The 14,358-nt window shown below is 39.4% G+C and carries 14 protein-coding genes; 3 read left to right on the forward strand and 11 right to left on the reverse strand.

Features of this window, described 5'->3' with window-relative positions; genetic code table 11:
- The first annotated feature begins 26 nt into the window (after positions 1 to 26).
- Genes IGK01_RS06830 through IGK01_RS06840 form a run of 3 tightly spaced genes read left to right on the forward strand, consistent with a single transcriptional unit; the run spans position 27 to position 1,885 of the window.
- The gene (locus tag IGK01_RS06830; protein ID WP_438840607.1) at positions 27 to 833 is read left to right on the forward strand and encodes a bifunctional hydroxymethylpyrimidine kinase/phosphomethylpyrimidine kinase; all 807 of its coding nucleotides are present in this window, start codon (positions 27 to 29) and stop codon (positions 831 to 833) included.
- Positions 823 to 1,320: an ECF transporter S component gene (locus IGK01_RS06835; protein ID WP_010735452.1), complete on the forward strand. Its 498-nt coding sequence runs from the start codon at positions 823 to 825 to the stop codon at positions 1,318 to 1,320. Before IGK01_RS06830 ends, IGK01_RS06835 begins: the two co-directional genes overlap by 11 nt.
- Positions 1,321 to 1,336: 16 nt before the next feature.
- Entirely contained in the window at positions 1,337 to 1,885 is a 549-nt protein-coding gene (locus IGK01_RS06840) for a TIGR01440 family protein (RefSeq protein WP_077151324.1), read from the forward strand.
- Between the two features lie 64 nt (positions 1,886 to 1,949).
- Here the strand turns inward: IGK01_RS06840 and IGK01_RS06845 are convergent, their stop codons facing one another.
- The 11 genes from IGK01_RS06845 to IGK01_RS06895 all read right to left on the reverse strand — a co-directional run bounded on the left by IGK01_RS06845 (position 1,950) and on the right by IGK01_RS06895 (position 14,319).
- Complete coding sequence (locus tag IGK01_RS06845; RefSeq protein WP_438840608.1) at positions 1,950 to 3,590, reverse strand: glycoside hydrolase family 13 protein; 1,641 nt, start codon at positions 3,588 to 3,590, stop codon at positions 1,950 to 1,952.
- 176 nt (positions 3,591 to 3,766) lie between these two features.
- Complete coding sequence (locus tag IGK01_RS06850) at positions 3,767 to 6,004, reverse strand: AAA family ATPase (RefSeq protein WP_438840609.1); 2,238 nt, start codon at positions 6,002 to 6,004, stop codon at positions 3,767 to 3,769.
- 22 nt (positions 6,005 to 6,026) lie between these two features.
- Positions 6,027 to 6,506, reverse strand: coding sequence for a DUF6530 family protein (locus IGK01_RS06855; protein ID WP_010735448.1), 480 nt, complete (start codon positions 6,504 to 6,506; stop codon positions 6,027 to 6,029).
- Between the two features lie 155 nt (positions 6,507 to 6,661).
- Positions 6,662 to 7,510 carry a DegV family protein gene (locus IGK01_RS06860; RefSeq protein ID WP_010735447.1) on the reverse strand — a complete coding sequence of 283 codons (849 nt, stop codon included), beginning with the start codon at positions 7,508 to 7,510 and terminating at the stop codon, positions 6,662 to 6,664.
- Between the two features lie 263 nt (positions 7,511 to 7,773).
- Positions 7,774 to 9,366, reverse strand: a complete 1,593-nt coding sequence (locus IGK01_RS06865; RefSeq protein WP_010735446.1) for a polysaccharide biosynthesis protein — start codon at positions 9,364 to 9,366, stop codon at positions 7,774 to 7,776.
- 128 nt (positions 9,367 to 9,494) lie between these two features.
- The gene (locus IGK01_RS06870; protein WP_194179954.1) at positions 9,495 to 9,812 is read right to left on the reverse strand and encodes an AzlD domain-containing protein; all 318 of its coding nucleotides are present in this window, start codon (positions 9,810 to 9,812) and stop codon (positions 9,495 to 9,497) included.
- Positions 9,805 to 10,584: an AzlC family ABC transporter permease gene (locus IGK01_RS06875; protein WP_010735444.1), complete on the reverse strand. Its 780-nt coding sequence runs from the start codon at positions 10,582 to 10,584 to the stop codon at positions 9,805 to 9,807. Before IGK01_RS06875 ends, IGK01_RS06870 begins: the two co-directional genes overlap by 8 nt.
- A 266-nt stretch (positions 10,585 to 10,850) precedes the next feature.
- Positions 10,851 to 11,825 (reverse strand): cation diffusion facilitator family transporter, encoded by a 975-nt coding sequence (locus IGK01_RS06880; RefSeq protein ID WP_349519474.1) that lies wholly within the window; start codon positions 11,823 to 11,825, stop codon positions 10,851 to 10,853.
- A gap of 30 nt (positions 11,826 to 11,855) precedes the next feature.
- Positions 11,856 to 12,248, reverse strand: coding sequence for a DUF4430 domain-containing protein (locus IGK01_RS06885; protein ID WP_153829825.1), 393 nt, complete (start codon positions 12,246 to 12,248; stop codon positions 11,856 to 11,858).
- Between the two features lie 116 nt (positions 12,249 to 12,364).
- A complete protein-coding gene (locus tag IGK01_RS06890) occupies positions 12,365 to 13,441 on the reverse strand; it encodes a hypothetical protein (RefSeq protein WP_438840610.1) in 1,077 nt (358 codons plus the stop codon).
- The gene (locus tag IGK01_RS06895) at positions 13,441 to 14,319 is read right to left on the reverse strand and encodes a hypothetical protein (protein ID WP_010735438.1); all 879 of its coding nucleotides are present in this window, start codon (positions 14,317 to 14,319) and stop codon (positions 13,441 to 13,443) included. Before IGK01_RS06895 ends, IGK01_RS06890 begins: the two co-directional genes overlap by 1 nt.
- Positions 14,320 to 14,358 lie beyond the last annotated feature (39 nt).

Consider the following 14,358-nt stretch of genomic DNA (forward strand, 5'->3'; position numbering starts at 1 on the left):
TATACTCTTTTTGTGGAGGGATAAAAGTGAAAAAAATAGTAACGATTGGAGGATCTGATCCGTTTGCTGGTGGCGGCATACAGTCCGATTTAAAGACATTTGAAAACCATCATATTTTTGGGATGAGTGCATTGACCTGTATCGGAATGCTTGACTCAGATGGTTCGTTTATATTAGAGACGATCCCGCCTGAATGGTTAGCCAAGCAGCTAGATTCGATTCGACGTATGACAGATTTAGATGGCATAAAAATTGGCTTATTACATTCATTGGAAGCCATTGACGTTGTGAAGGATTTCCTTACATATTTTGAGGATGTTCCCATTGTGATCGATCCTGTGTTTGCCTTTAAGGAAACAGCAAATACCTTGAATCAAGCTTATATGCAAAAAATGATACAGGAGTTATTTCCTTTTGCGGATGTATTGACCCCGAATTTGAAAGAAGCCTCCCTGCTTTATGGCCAACCCGTTCAAACTTTTCTCCAAATGACCGATTGTGCAAAATATATCCATTCACTAGGTGCTAGGAACGTAGTGATCAAAGGTGGTACTGGGATTATCGGTAACAAAGCATTGGATGTTTTATTCAACGGAAATGAAACAATCTCATTTAGACAGGAAAAGTTAGACGAACAGACTGTCAACGGTGCAGGATGTACATTTGCTTCCGCGATTGCCGCAAATCTGGTCTTAGATTATCCTTTGGCGGATGCTGTTGCCCGGAGTAAGGATTTTGTTTATGACTGTATCTTGAATGGTGTCATGATGAATGATCAAACAGGAAGTGTTTGGTCAAAAGGAAAAGGAGTGGAAATAACGAATGAATACTAAAAAAATTGCGATTTATGCCATGCTGACGGCTTTAACTGTGGGGGTTTCTTTGGTCATCTTGATTCCAATACCTGGAACCAACGGATTTGTCACCTTATGTGAAGTTGGCATTTATACGGCAGCTGCTCTGTTCGGGCCGATGGGTGGATTGATTGTTGGTGCAGGAAGTGGTTTGTTTATTGATTTATTATCCGGCTATCCCCAATGGGCGATTTTCTCTTTATTGATCCATGGCTTACAAGGACTGGTTGCTGGCTATTTTGCGGGTAAAGGTTCTGTGCGTTGGGGCTTTGGTTTATCACTTGGAACGATCATCATGGTTGCTGGCTACTTCTTTGCCAGTTGGTTGCTTTATGACTGGCCAGTCGGTGTCGCATCGCTACCAAGTAATTTGGTCCAAAACATTGTCGGTATCGTGGTGGCGATCCCACTTACAAAGGCATTGATGCGTTTACCTCTGCAACAATCAACGGTAAAAAATAAGTAAAAAGGATGAATTGAAAATGGAAGTATCAAAAGACAGTTTCAAACAGCAATTATCTGAAATGGTTTCGGACGTTCTCAATGAAGCCAATCTTAAAGCAGGCGATCTATTCGTTGTAGGATGCAGTACCAGTGAAATTGTTGGTGGACATATTGGTAAAAACTCAAATGCAGAAATTGGACAATGGGTCATCGAAACATTGAAAGAACAATTAGACCCTCTGGACATTTCGTTAGCAGTCCAAGGCTGCGAACACCTTAATCGAGCATTAGTCGTCGAACGTCCAGTAGCGGAAAAGAAACAATTTGAGATCGTCTCTGTCATTCCGGCACTCCATGCAGGAGGTGCCTGCTCAGTTGCAGCATTTGAACAATTCAGCGATCCTGTCGAAGTGGAACATGTCGTTGCTCAAGCAGGAATCGACATCGGTGATACTGCGATCGGGATGCACATCAAACATGTTCAAGTGCCTGTACGTCCTCGTTCTAACACATTGGGTCATGCACATGTCACTGCTTTACGGTCTCGTCCTAAATACATTGGCGGACCTCGCGCGCAATACGAATAAGAAAAAACTACGAACGAATAAGAGAATTGTTCCCTTTCTTACGTTCGTAGTTTTTTCATGTGAGCTAAATTTTTCGATAAAGGCGCGCTTCATAAGGGGCGAATGTACCACTTGATTGAAATTCTTGACCGGGTTGATTTTCCAATAATACTTCCCAATTTGTTTCGATTTCCGTTGGTAAGGTATAAGTCGCTGCTTCATCAGCCAAGTTGACGATGATCAGATAACGTTCTTCATCTAGGACTCGTTCGTATACAAAGAGCTGTTCATTTTCAGGAAGATATTCATTGAAACTACCATAAATCAACCCTTTGTTTTCTCGACGTAGGGTAATCAATTTTTTGTAAAAAGATAAAATCGATTCTGGGTCATTGGTTTGATCAGCGACGTTGATCATTTGATAATTCGGATTGACCAGTAACCAAGGGGCAACCTTAGAAAAACCAGCATACGAATGATCATCCCATTGCATCGGTGTACGACTATTATCTCTTGTGGTATTGGCTACGATATCCAATGCTTCTTCTTCAGAACGTCCTTCATCAAGCAATTGTTGATAGAGTCTTTTCGAATCCACTGCATCGATCTCATCAATAGAGGAAAATGGTAGATTCGTCATACCGATTTCTTGTCCTTGATAAATAAATGGCGTACCTTGTAAAAAGAAATACATCATGGCGATTGCTTTTGCAGAAACTTGCCAATACGCAGGAGACGTATCTCCAAAGACAGACACACATCTTGGCACGTCATGGTTTTCCATATAAAGAGCATTCCAACCTTTACCATCCAGTGCTCGTTGCCAAGCGCTCAATGATTGTTTCAAACTCAATACATCTAGATCACCGTCTTTTTCATGTTTCCAGATCGAAATATGGTCAAACTCAAAAATCATATCAAAATAGCCATTTTCGCCTACCCACTCAGGTCCTTCGTTTGCAGATACCCCACTTGCTTCTCCTACCGTCATAATATCGTATTCATCAAAGACATTTTTTAATTCTGTCAAATGATCTTCAATACCGGAGACATTTTGAAAAGGAGAAAATGGGTTCTCAGTTGCCTTGACAGAGTATTCATCTTTTTTTACATGAGAAATGGCATCTAAGCGGAAACCATCGATCCCTTTATCTAACCACCAGCGGATCATCGTGAAGAGTTCAGCTTTTAACTTGTCACTTTCCCAGTTCAAGTCAGGTTGTTCTTTTGCAAAAATGTGTAAGTAGTATTGACCAGTTTGTTCATCGTATTGCCAAGCTGAACCGCCAAAGATCGACTGCCATTCATTTGGGGCTTGATCAGGTGTGCCATCGACCCAAATGTAGTAATCACGGTAAGGGTTATCGACTGACTGGCGAGATTCAATAAACCATTCATGCTGATCAGAACTATGATTGATGACGAGATCCATGATGATCTTTATCCCCATCTGATGGGCTTCAGCTAATAAGGCATCAAACTCATCCATTGTACCAAACTTCTCAAGGATTGCTTGATAATCGCTGATATCATAGCCGTTATCGACAAATGGTGACTGATAAATAGGGTTGATCCAAATAAAGTCGATCCCTAACTCTTTCAAATAGCTAAGTTTTTCGCGAATGCCGTTGATATCACCGATACCGTCGTTGTCGCTATCTTTAAAGCTCGCTGGGTAGATTTGATACCCAACTGCTTCTTTCCACCACTTTTCTGACTGCTTCATGCTTATCCCCCTTTTTTCTTTATTATAGCTCAATTTCAAGCGGTTACATATTTGTTACCGTTAACTTTTTTCATGCTTACATCAGTTGGAGTAGTGCTTATCATAAATGAAAGAACTCAAAAAAGCGAACATCAAAGACCATGAGTGACGCATCATCTTTGATATTCGCTTAATATTTATAAATAACGAGAAATCAATTGGATCAATTGTTTAGGAAATGTCGATAAATCGGTAATATCGACGAAGCGACTTGCGCCATAGATTTCTTTGATTTCTTCCTTATCTTGTCCAATTGCCGCAGAAATAAAGACGATACCTTGGCGTTCATATTCGGTCAAGACTTCTTGGATATCTTTTTTTGCTTTAGCGCCTGTATAATCAGGTAACGCTTTTGGTTGGCCATCACTGATGTTGACGATCAGTTTGGTTGTCGCAGGTTGTTCTGTCAGCTTTCCAGCGATCAGACGCAACACTGCACCATCACGATTATTTTGTCTTGGCTTCATAGTCACTAATTTCTGTTCCAACCACTCAAATGAATCTGAAAATTCTTTGTACGAAAAGACAGATGTCTTTTCTCTTGTCGAAACATCTGCTGTATCCCCGTAGATCAATAAAGGAATACGTACTTTTTTAGCAAATGCGGAAATAGCAAATGCAGCTTTTTTTGCAGCTAACATGCGGTCTTCACGAACCATCGAACCAGATTCATCGATTCGTAGAGCCACTGCCAAAGAAGGTTGTTCGTGAGGGGGATTTTTTTTATCAAATTGCCGTAAATCACCATAAGCTACTCGACTAGCATTAAAACGTTGGCCTTCGTACTTTCCTTTTTGATAAGTTTCGCTTTGTTCATTTTCCAAAAGATCAAGGATTTGCCGACTCAATGAATCCACGATCGGATCGATTTCTTGTCGGATAGTCGCTACTTCAGGATTTATGACAGCAAACTTAGGGCGATGAACGATCATTCCTTCTTTTTCATGGATCGTACCTTTCATCAGCTGCCGCGCTTCTTTATTGAGTTCACGCTTGAGTTGCTTGTCTAAGGCTTCCATATCTGAAGCTGACATCTCTTGGGATTCATCATCTGCTTGGTTTTGTTGTTGACTTCGTCCTTCGACTTCCTGGCTCCGCTCTTCCGATAAAGGTAACGTGTCTATCGGGGTTTCTTCTTTCGCCGCTGCTTCCTTTGTCTGCTCTTCTGGTAACACTTCCTCTTTTTCTGAGAGTTGTTCAGCAAGGGATGTTGTTTCTTCTGCCAACTGATCGATTTGACGTTCTATCGCTTCTTCTGCACGAATTGTCCGTCCTTTGGTTCGTGGGGATTCGTCTGATAAGTCCCCCCATTTCTTTTGTCGAAGCAATTCTCTGAGTTCATCTAAAAGCCCACTATCAGTTAGTGCAGTCGTCAAAATGTGTAATTCATCTGGATCAGTCGTCAGTTTATATAAGACTTTAGGATAGAGCGATACGAAAATGTCTTGATTTTGTTTCATTGTATTGACCCAATAAAAATAAGAACGCATACCTGCCACACCTTTGATAGCATTTGCTTTGGCAGTTTCATCTAACAAACGGATCACTTCTGCCATTTTCAACAAAAGTGTCGGCTCTTTGACTTGTGTCTTGCTGATAGCGCGTTCCACCATGACTGAAAGCTCTGGCAGGTCCATTTTCTCAGCATGTTGCATACGATCTCGAAGCGATTCATTCAACGGTCGGTTTCCTTGGTAGTTGCGATTGGTTGTAATGATGATGATACAATCAGGGTGGCGTTTGATCACACCAGTAGGTAAGTTCAACAAACCGTTCGTTTCTAAGGCAGAGTTCAAGGCAACAAGAACCGAAGCATCACGTATCACCGTTGGTTCTTGGATTTCTAAAAGATAACCCTTTTCGATTGCACGAACGATTTCTGACGGATAGTATTTGTAGTGGATCGTACTTTCTTCGTTGTTTTCGATTCGTTGCACGAGATCGGCTAATTTCTGTTTGGCTGTTTGTTGATCGACGGAGTAATATTGTTCGATCAACGTCAATACCGCAGATAATGTATCCGTTTGATAAATAGCGGTCAATAACTCTTGATCCTCTTCTTGGTCTGAATCAATGACAGGTAGTAACGCACCAAAGACATCTGATTTATCCATATCAGCAAAGCATGTTACTTTCGTATAAGGTAACTGCAGATCACAGGATAATGCTTTGGCTAATTGCGTTTTCCCAGAACCTGCATCTCCTTCCAATAGCACATTGCTGATTTTCATTTCCGGATCTAGCCAGTTTGCTTTGATTTCAGTTGCAATACGCAGCTCTTCAGCACTTGTTTGATGACTTGTCGGTTTTTTCCAGATCATTTGTTTTTCGATCGGTGTAAACGTTCGTTGATCGGTGAGTGAAAAGTTTTCCATGATTAAACACTTCCTTATAACATTAATACCCTAGATCATCTAATAGACGTTTCAAGATACGAAAACGTTCACCAAGTAATTCGCCATCTTTTTGTAAAGCATCGTAGTATAACATGATATCTTCATCGATTTTAGGGTTTTTCGTGTCCACTTCCACCGTCATCCGGTTTCCTTGCAAACCGATGATATCAACGACAGGATTTTCAGGGTCGTAAAATTTTTCATGGCGGTAAGCATCTTGGAAGTATACACTTCCTTGCGCCACTAAGATCGCTAAGTCAAGGATACGAGTGATCGGTAATTCTTCCGATTGACGTGACCACTTTTCACCTGTATGACGCCACACTTTTCCTGAGATATCGACTTTGCCTCGATCATTCCACTGAGCTAATCCTAAAGACAGTCCTTTTGCATCTGTATGCAAGGCATTTCTGCCATCAACTTTATCATAATCTTCAACGACGATCACTGGTTTATGTTTCAAATTTGTTGGTATTTCCATCCTTCTCTACTCCTTTTTAGTAATTTAGTGATTTAGTAAATTACTAGATAATTAAAGATAGTATAAAATAATTAGGGTAGAAATGCAAAAAAACAGTCCAAGCAAGTCATTGCTCAAACTGTTTCTTTTCTTTGTGTTTTTGCTTTCTGCCCTATTTATTGTGCAGAGATCGCAATACCGATCGCTTTTTCACCCAAGTGACTACCGATCACTGGACCAAAATGGCCGATCTCGATTTCTGCTTGTGGGTATTGTTTTTGAAGTTTTGCTTTTTCTTCTTCGGCAACTTCTAAATTGTTTGCATGGATCACATATAATTTTACTGGTGGCTTAATTTCTTCATTTCGTTTGCCAATGATTTGCTCTGCACGGGCAAAAGCTTTTTTACTTGAACGGATCTTCTCGAATAAGATGATCTTACCTTCTGAAAAAGTCAGGATCGGTTTGATTTTCAATAGTCCCCCGATCAGCGCAGCCCCATTAGTCAAGCGACCTCCGCGGACTAAGTTGTTCAAGTCATCAACGATCAAATAGGCGTATGTATTGTCTCTAATTCGATCGATGTGAGCTAAAATGGCTTCAAGTGAATAACCTTTATCATTCAAGTCTAAAGCAGATTCGACCATATGCCCCATTGGCATACTGGTGATTTTCGAATCATAAGGAATAATCGTCATCTCTTTGACGTCGTCTTTCATCGCGAATAATGTATTGACGAATCCAGAAATCCCACTTGATAAGTGTATGCTTAAAATCGTATCATAGCCTTTGGTTTTCAGTTCTTCATATAGTGCCAAAACTTCACCTACAGCAGGTTGGGAAGTTGTTGGAAAATCTTTACTGTTTTTCAATAGTCCGTAATATTCGTCTGCTTCGATGTCAATGCCTTCGTTATAAATTTTTCCATCCAAGATCACAGGAATAGGAATCACATATAAATCAGGATGGTTTTTGATACGTGTTGGCAGGAAAGCTGTACTGTCAGTTACGATTGCTAATTTCATTTATTTAAGTTCCTCGTTTCAAAGAATTTTACCAGTCCTTAATACTATATCATAAGTAAGAAAAGATTTGAACCTTTGTCCAGATTATAGAAAAAGCAACCCATGTTTTTTATTAAAATCTAAGGTTTTTATCACTTTCATTATTTATTAGAATGAATAAAAGCCAGGACTAGAAAATTTTTCTCAAGTCCTGACTTATTATCCGAAATTAGCTTGCACTCTTAGTTAGCTATAGAACCACTGGTGCTTGCCAAAGCATCCCCTTATCGTCTGAAATTCTTGACCATCTGCATGGCGTTTCTACCAAACTGGGCAAAGGCAAACGTCAAGCCACCGACACCGCCAATCACCACACAATAAATGACTGCATGCGTTTTTGATGTCATGGATAGGGAAAGACTCAAAACGAAGAAAAGAATGCAGCACAGAAGCAACATGGCCATTGTCGAACGAAACGTCTTCAAGAAGAAATGACTGATCTTTGCGAATGGCGAGATGCGGTATTCTTTTGATAAATAAAGATATCCACGAACAAACACAAAAGCAAAAGCCACTGTATTAGATAAACTCATTCCGTATCCGCCAAATAAAGCTAACCCAATCGCTTGGAATACGACTTTTAAAATAATGGCTTCTGTTGTCAGTTTGATCGCAACCAAATGATGATTCAATGATTGGAGCATCGTCGATAAAATCGTAAACAACGAGAAGAACAAGGAAGCTAGAAGCGCCATTTGGAAGTACCCGACACTCTCTGGATCATAGCCAAAAAACAAGGTGTATAATGGTCCTGCTAATAAGGACATCCCTGCTAACGAAGGCAAAAGGATCAATAAAGCAATCGAGAAGCTGTCCCCGACTGTTTTTTCAATCTGTAGTCGGTCTTTTTTTCCTAATGTACTCAGGATCGGCAGACTACTGATTGCGACCGTTCCGACCATTGAAATCAAGATCAGTGTCAATTTGTTCGGATTGACTGATGCACGACTAAACAAAAATTCGAGTTGCTGGTCTGCAATTTCTGGTCTGAACAAATGTAAGAATGGTTTCATCGTCACCTGATCGATCATTTGTACAATCGTGATCACCGAACCAACATAGATGAACGGTAAGGTTTCTCGAATGATCGAAACAGACGCAGAACGATTGTCTTTTTGGAAATAGCGACTTGAGATCCAGAAATCTTTTAAACGGAAATAATCGTTTTGCCGTCCAATAACAAACATATGACCAATAGCTGCTAGTCCACCGAAGAAAGAAGCAACAGTACTGATCAATACCGCTTGCACAATCGTGCCATCTGTCAACACACGCAAATAATACGTACCAGCTAAGATCACGATTACACGGACTACCTGTTCAATGATCAAGGAAGTACCGTAAGGGCGAAGATGATTTTTCCCTTGGAAGTAACCTCGCATCGCACTTAATACTGGGATCGCTACTAAGGAAGGACAAAGACTACGAATCGCCAAAATACCGTTATCGACATTCGAGATCGGACTGATTTTTGCCAAAGCGGGAGCAAACAAATACATCAATAAGGCAGATATGATCCCGATAACGAACATGATATTGATCGTACTGCGAAAAATGACCCGACAAGCTTGTTCATCCCCTTTTTTCGTCGCCACCGCCACTTTTTTTGCTATCGCATTTGGAAACCCGACTGTACCTAACATCAGGAAAAGGCCATATGGTAAATAGCCCACATTATAAAGGGTAGTTGCTAACATGCCATCTTGATTGTTCCCCATCATACTTAACCAAGGAATCAAATAAACGACACCTAAAACTTTACAAAGTAGATTGGCAAAGGTAAGCCAAAATGTCCCTTGCATCAATTTCTTATTCATATGTCAACCTCATCTATCTCTATTAGAATAAACATCTTCCCTATTATAACAAAAAAAACTTGGAGGACAACTCGTTGAGGAAAACAAAAAAATAAGCTTCCCAATTTTTTGGAGAAGCTTAAGAAATTCTATAACATTGATAATAAAAACAAAGAAGAAAGTCCTGTAATGACAGACAAAGCCATTGAGCGGGTTTTATAAGCAACACCTGCGACAAATAGCATCGCAACGATTTTAATGTTCCACGCAATATCTAAATGTTCATGCGTGATAAAAACATCTTTGAAGGCCAACGCTGCAAACAAAGCAACTGGTACATATTTCATCCATTCGCTAAACCATTTAGGCACTTTTCGATGTGTAAAATAAAGCATAGGAAAAACTCGTGGAATGTAGGCAACGACAAATAAGCTGATCACCAATAACAACAAGTACCACTCAGTCATGATGTTGCACCTCCTGTTCTGGGAAATGGAACAATGGCTCATTCAAAGGTTGGGTCTCTTTGCTGGATTTCTTTTCTTTTTCCTTCTTGAAGGCTCTTTCTAATACAAAACCTGCTGAAGAAGCAATCAATGTTGCAACGATCAAACCGAAAGTGTTTTGGAAAAGTACCATGAATATGACACTGAGTATCCCAGAAAAGATCCCTGTGAAGATGAGTAAAGCATTTTTCATTTGCATGATGAACATAAAAATAAACATAGCAGTTAAGGCAAAATGCACCAAATCCGTATCCACTCGGATCACTGATCCAAAAATATTTCCGACCATGTTGCTAATCGCCCAAGCCCCCATTGAAAACCAATTGACATATAAAGCTTTTCGCTTGTCCCAAGTGGGATCAGTAGAATACTTCAAATAGTTGACGGCATAATTTTCGTCATTCAATGATTGAGAGAACACAGCTAAAAAGAATCGCTTTTCTTTCTTCATAAAGCCTGAAAGACTCGACCCTAGCAAAATATACCGTAGTTCTAAGAAAAAAACCATCAAAAGTGTAGTTGAAAATGGCGCTTGTGTGGCTAACATAGAGGCAACTAAGAATTGTGCGCCACCAGAAAATACTAAGATAGATAATAGACCAGCTAAGAGTGGATCAAAGCCAACTTGCTGCAGTAATACTCCGCAAGCTAACCCAACTGGGATATAACTAAGGCAAAGTGGCAACGAAGCATGTAGCGAATCCTGCCAAGGCGCCCGTTTCTGTTTATTCATTAACGATATCTCCTTCAATTTACAACAAATAAATAGCGGACTAATTGTAACATAAATAAATAAAAATGTAGCCGTTTTATCGTTAAACAACATGATATTTTTCTCATTTTCAAAGGAGAACGATTAAAAAAAATAAAAATCATCGAAAAAGATAAGATGAAATTCATTTTCCTCCTACCTTTCAGATGATTTTACACTATAAATAAACGAGTTATTTTTTTGACATCAAACTTTTTTATAAGTAAAAAATAACACTAGTTTCTAAATTATTTCTCGACGTTCTCTATCATATTTTCTTGTGTTTTCTTTATTTGCGAATAATTTGGATCATATTTATCTGTTTCAATGTAAATATAGATTTTTTTATCCTTTAATTGTTCACGGATCGTCCGTTCAATATCATTGATGATCATGTGTACTTGATATTCTTTACTCTCAAATAGATCGATTTTTGCCGCAACTAAAATCTCTGTCGGACTTAAATGCACAGTTTTGATATCAATGACGCGATTCACTTCATTTCGCTCAAAAGCAAATTTGATCTTTTTCAAATCTGTTGTAGTCACGCTCTCGCCAATAATCAAACTATAAAATTCTTTTGCCAGAAAGATAGCAGCACCCATCAATAGAAAGCCGATCAATAGTCCACTGATGGCATCAAAAGCTGCAATCCCTGTCACCATAGTCAATCCGGTGCCGACTAAAGCAAGAACAAGACCAATTACAGCACAGAGATCTTCGGTGAAGATCACGAGGATCTCACTGTGGCGACTTTCGCGTAAAAAGCGCATGATTGAAAGGTTTTCAGTGTTCAATTTGCGGATTTCTTTCATCGCGATTCGTAATGAACTCCCTTCTACAGCTAGACCAAATAATAGAATCAGGATGACGATCCAAGGATTACCAACTTCGTGGGCGGGATGGGTAAGTTTTTCAAAAGCTTCCATCACACCTAGCGCGCCCCCACCAAAAAACAACATCATGGCAACAATCGTACTGAAAAAATACTTTGCTCGTCCTTCGCCAAATTGATGTAATTCGCTTTGACCACGATTCGCACGTTTGTCACCGACTAGTAGTAATACTTGATTGCTACAGTCAACGATACTATGGATACTTTCATTCAACATAGCGGCACTGCCACTGATGGCATAACCGACAAATTTACTAAACGCAACTAAGAGGTTGGCACCTAACGCTGCCAATACAGAAAACATTCCGCTCTTCTTCAAATTCTCCATTGCTTTTTCTTCCCTTCATTCTTAACAACATCAAAGAGTATCTAAATTAAAGATGACGGTTTGATTATTTTTTAATATAGTTTCTTTTGCGCCTACTTTTGTATTTTTACCATCCACACTGAACATCCAATATTTTTTCTCTTCGGTATTTTGGCTCTGACCATTGATCGAGGTGATAAATCCTTTGTCTTCTTCCACACTAAAGTTTTGTTCCAACACGTCCAGTAAATTTTCTCCTGTATGGAACGTCACTTTTTTTACTAAGGTATCAACCCCATCTTCTTGCAAGGTGATAGTTGCTGTTTCATTCGTCACCATGGATGACGGTTTTGGGTCAGCTTTTTTTGTCTCTTGATTTGTACAACCGGTAAAGAAAAGCAACATCGAACAGACAATGAGTAAACTGGTTCCTATCCTTTTCATTTTACTCCTCCTAAGTATAAAAAAAGCCAAGGAGAAACCCGATTCCTTGGCTCTTTTTTCATCAATCATCTGAATGGATCATCCTGAAGCATATAAGGCATGATTGCTCTTTTTCATCAATTTTTGCGGACCATCAAAGGTACTAAAAATTCATAATTGATAAAGAAATCGATCACTGAACGATGATAGTCACCAGAAGAAATCGCTAGATCTGTCTGTGTTGTGTCTTTAAGAGAAATTTGGAACGACTGACCTTTATCCAGCAACACCTTATAAGTCGTGTCATCCAATTTTTCCATATCATACTGCGGATTTTTCATTGTGACAATAAAAATATCATCTAATACTTCTTGCGTAGCTGGAAACTTACTTGAAATATCTAATCTTAGTGGCTTCGTATTGTCCAACAAGGTTTGATCCACCGTAAAACCTAATTTACGTGCATAAGCAAATAATTGATTCAACTTGTGATTGAAAATCGTGATCTGACTAGCCGAAAACACGCGTTCAACAGACCAATGACGAATCAATGCTAACACTCGGTCATCATCAATCTCGATCGTCATTTGTTCTGGGGATACTCGCATCAAATTGATGGATTCTACTTGGTATCGTTGGTCGATCGTTGGTAACACAAAGGAGAACAACAATTCTTTTTGTGGGGTCAAACTATAATTGATTGAAAAATATCTTGTTTCCCATACATCATATGCTTGTTTGGATAACTCCAAGCCAATATCATTCAATGGTTTTAATATCTCGTAGGCAAAGTATTCGATCAAACTTGTCTTAGCAATGGCAGAAATCGGTGTATCTTCTAACACATAGCGATGATATGCGACCAATAACTCATTGAAATCCGCTTCGATCAAATATTTACGTAATCGTAAATCGGCCAACTCTTCTTCTGCGGCTGCAATCAAGTCAACGATGTCTTCGTGATCATTTTGTTTACCAGAAAGATATGCTTGGTTTTCATTGACCGCTTGCTCGATCGTTGAACGTTCATTATCTGTTTGATTCGTCGAGTTTGGGACGACTTTTTCTTTTTCGTGGATTTTGGCTTCTTCGCGAATTTCTTCTACTTCATTCGCCAACTCTTTGTCGATGCTGGATGCTTCTTCTACTGGGTCAGTCGTTCCATGATTTTCAGCTGTTACTTCTTGTAGGTCTAAATCTTCTTGTTTTGTCATCACTCGTCTCCTCCCTCTTCTACTATTTCAGGGTTTTCACTGCCAAGGTACGACATCAAGAAACGATGGATCGACTGTCTGAAACCTTCCATGTCACCAAAATATTTTTTGATTTGACGTTGTTCTTTTTCAACGATCGCAGCGCGTAGCTGGTCCGCTTTTTCTTCATGTAATAAGGTTTGCTTTTGTTTTTGGATTTTTTCTGGTTCTTCGATATAAGGCAACCAACCTAATTTTTCATTTTCAAGTGCTTGTTTCTTTTGTTCTAACGCTTGGATTTCTTCGTCTATTTTTTTACGATTCAAGAAACCTTTCGTATCATCTAAGTCAGTGATTTGCTGATCGATCTCTTTGATGGCCTCTTCTAAACGCTCGATCTCTGTTTTTGCAGTGATCACTTTTGCCTCTAACTCATTGATTTTTTTATCAAAATCATGGGTTTGTTGCGTCGCATAGTTCTCCCATTCTTCATCGATTTGCGGTAATACAAAGATTTCAGGTAAGCTGGCATCGATCCCAATCGTTGCTCGTTCATGAAAATAGGTGCCGATCTGGTAATAACTCATCGTCGGAGAGATGGTCTCTGTATGTTTCATAAAGGGAAATTCTTGCAAGAAACGGTCATGGATCTTCCGCATCAACAGCTGATCGATCTCATGATTTTCATTTGAGCTTTTTTTAAGCTCATCGTTCAAGCGTCCATTGTATAACTGATAGATTGCGGGAATATTCTCCTCGCGGACAGCTTGTTCAAAAGCTTGCAGATCTTCTAATAATTGTGAAAGATTCATACTTGCTTTTTCTTTGATATCGTAAAACGAAGATGCTTCCTCTTGTTCGTTTTCATCATAATGTTCGTTCGTCTGTGGGTCTATCATCTTACTGGCCTCCTCTTGCTTTTGAACGCATCAATTTTC

The organism is Enterococcus sp. AZ080 (assembly GCF_051714945.1).
GTDB lineage: Bacteria > Bacillota > Bacilli > Lactobacillales > Enterococcaceae > Enterococcus_B > Enterococcus_B pernyi.

Excerpts from the sequence above, each read along its gene's own strand:
- IGK01_RS06835 (WP_010735452.1), top strand. The coding sequence starts at position 823 with ATGAATACTAAAAAAATTGCGATTTATGCCATGCTGACGGCTTTAACT.
- IGK01_RS06840 (WP_077151324.1), top strand. The coding sequence starts at position 1,337 with ATGGAAGTATCAAAAGACAGTTTCAAACAGCAATTATCTGAAATGGTT.
- IGK01_RS06845 (WP_438840608.1), bottom strand. The coding sequence starts at position 3,590 with ATGAAGCAGTCAGAAAAGTGGTGGAAAGAAGCAGTTGGGTATCAAATC.
- IGK01_RS06850 (WP_438840609.1), bottom strand. The coding sequence starts at position 6,004 with ATGGAAAACTTTTCACTCACCGATCAACGAACGTTTACACCGATCGAA.
- IGK01_RS06855 (WP_010735448.1), bottom strand. The coding sequence starts at position 6,506 with ATGGAAATACCAACAAATTTGAAACATAAACCAGTGATCGTCGTTGAA.
- IGK01_RS06860 (WP_010735447.1), bottom strand. The coding sequence starts at position 7,510 with ATGAAATTAGCAATCGTAACTGACAGTACAGCTTTCCTGCCAACACGT.
- IGK01_RS06865 (WP_010735446.1), bottom strand. The coding sequence starts at position 9,366 with ATGAATAAGAAATTGATGCAAGGGACATTTTGGCTTACCTTTGCCAAT.
- IGK01_RS06870 (WP_194179954.1), bottom strand. The coding sequence starts at position 9,812 with ATGACTGAGTGGTACTTGTTGTTATTGGTGATCAGCTTATTTGTCGTT.
- IGK01_RS06875 (WP_010735444.1), bottom strand. The coding sequence starts at position 10,584 with ATGAATAAACAGAAACGGGCGCCTTGGCAGGATTCGCTACATGCTTCG.
- IGK01_RS06880 (WP_349519474.1), bottom strand. The coding sequence starts at position 11,825 with ATGGAGAATTTGAAGAAGAGCGGAATGTTTTCTGTATTGGCAGCGTTA.
- IGK01_RS06885 (WP_153829825.1), bottom strand. The coding sequence starts at position 12,248 with ATGAAAAGGATAGGAACCAGTTTACTCATTGTCTGTTCGATGTTGCTT.
- IGK01_RS06890 (WP_438840610.1), bottom strand. The coding sequence starts at position 13,441 with ATGACAAAACAAGAAGATTTAGACCTACAAGAAGTAACAGCTGAAAAT.
- IGK01_RS06895 (WP_010735438.1), bottom strand. The coding sequence starts at position 14,319 with ATGATAGACCCACAGACGAACGAACATTATGATGAAAACGAACAAGAG.